The following is a 1,346-nucleotide window of genomic DNA, read 5'->3' as shown; positions in this document are numbered from 1 at the left end:
CCTTTTTTTGCGTTTAAAGGCTACATAAGGAGGAATACAAACATTGAAGCCATCTAAGTTTCAAAAGAAGCAGATTGCTGCGGTAGGTTTAGCTGCTGCAACAGTAGCGGGGATCTATGGATATAATCATTTCGCGGTAGAAAATGCTGTAAAACCAACAAAGATTGTTGTAGCCGCAAAGGATATACCTGCGCATACAGAAATTAAAGAAGAAATGCTAGTGGAACGAACATTACCTGGTGATGCCATTCCACCAAATGCATTACGTGTAAACAAAAAAGATGTTGTAGGAAAGTGGACAAATGATGGGCAGCCCATTACAGAAAATAGCTATCTCTTTAAAAACAAAGTAGTAAAGAAAGAGGATTTACCTGACTCTTCCATTTTAAATTTGAAAGATGGGGAAGTTGCTTTTCCGTTACTCGTTGATTTGGAAACAAGTTCAGGGAATAGTATTATTCCAAACACGTATGTGGACTTGTATTTCAAACAGGTTGTAAAAGAAGGGGACAATGAGAAGGTTGTATTCGGAGGTCTTTTCCAACGTGTACGTGTGACTGCTGCAAAAGATAGCAATACGGAAGATGCCTTCGTGCTAGAAAAGAAAGAATCAAAAGAGGAACAAGAAGGAAAACAAAAGCCAAAGGTAACGCGATTATATACACTGGCTGTTTCACCTGAACAGCTTCAATACTTAAACCGTGCAAAAACACTTGGAGATGTAATTCCTGTTGCAGTTGGACAAAAGGTAGAACAAACAGGGAAAGAGCTAGAACCTGCTGAAGGATTCTCGCAAATATCTGATCAAAAGAACATTTTAGACTATGTAGAGAAGCATTCGACCAATCCAATTTCTAAAAATGTAAAAGAGTATGTATCTCAGTATCTGAGCGAATCTAAGTAAGAAAGGAGTTTTTCAGATGGATCGGCAAGTAAGAATCATTGCCTTTTATGCCACAAATGAAAACGTAGGAAAAAGCTCGTTAAGTATTACGATGGCGAATGAATTGGCTCATTTAGGGAAAAAGGTGCTTTATGTAGAAGCGGACCAAGTAAGACCAAGCTTTGCGGTTACAACTGGTCTTAGCCATGAGAGTAAGAACATGCTAGAGCTTGTAAGAAAAGAAAATGAATACAATCTCTTGCAGTATATTTGTACGAAGCAAGATTTGCTAGAGAAAAAAGTGAATCCAAGGTTGATGCAAAAATTACACGATAAGATGGATTTTCTGGCTTTTCCATCAGGTTATAACTTAGCTCAATTCCCTGAGATTCAAAACAAAGAATTGTTTGTAACTACATTTATGGAGTCACTTGTGGACACAGAATACGATTATATCATTCTA

2 protein-coding genes are annotated in these 1,346 nt (G+C 37.6%); both read left to right on the top strand.

Annotated features, from left to right (window positions below):
• Positions 1–43 precede the first annotated feature (43 nt).
• On the top strand, positions 44–904 hold the full coding sequence (gene cpaB, locus ACS2CR_RS34145; protein WP_060852765.1) for a Flp pilus assembly protein CpaB: 861 nt from the start codon (positions 44–46) through the stop codon (positions 902–904).
• Positions 905–920: 16 nt separating this feature from the next.
• The coding region (locus ACS2CR_RS34140) for an AAA family ATPase (RefSeq protein WP_242300490.1) at positions 921–1,346 on the top strand (426 nt) is incomplete at its 3' end.

This window comes from Bacillus cereus group sp. BceL291 (genome assembly GCF_051776705.1).
Lineage (GTDB): Bacteria > Bacillota > Bacilli > Bacillales > Bacillaceae_G > Bacillus_A > Bacillus_A cereus.
Note: the sequence above shows the minus strand (reverse complement) of the source record. Positions and strands in the feature narration are given on the sequence as shown.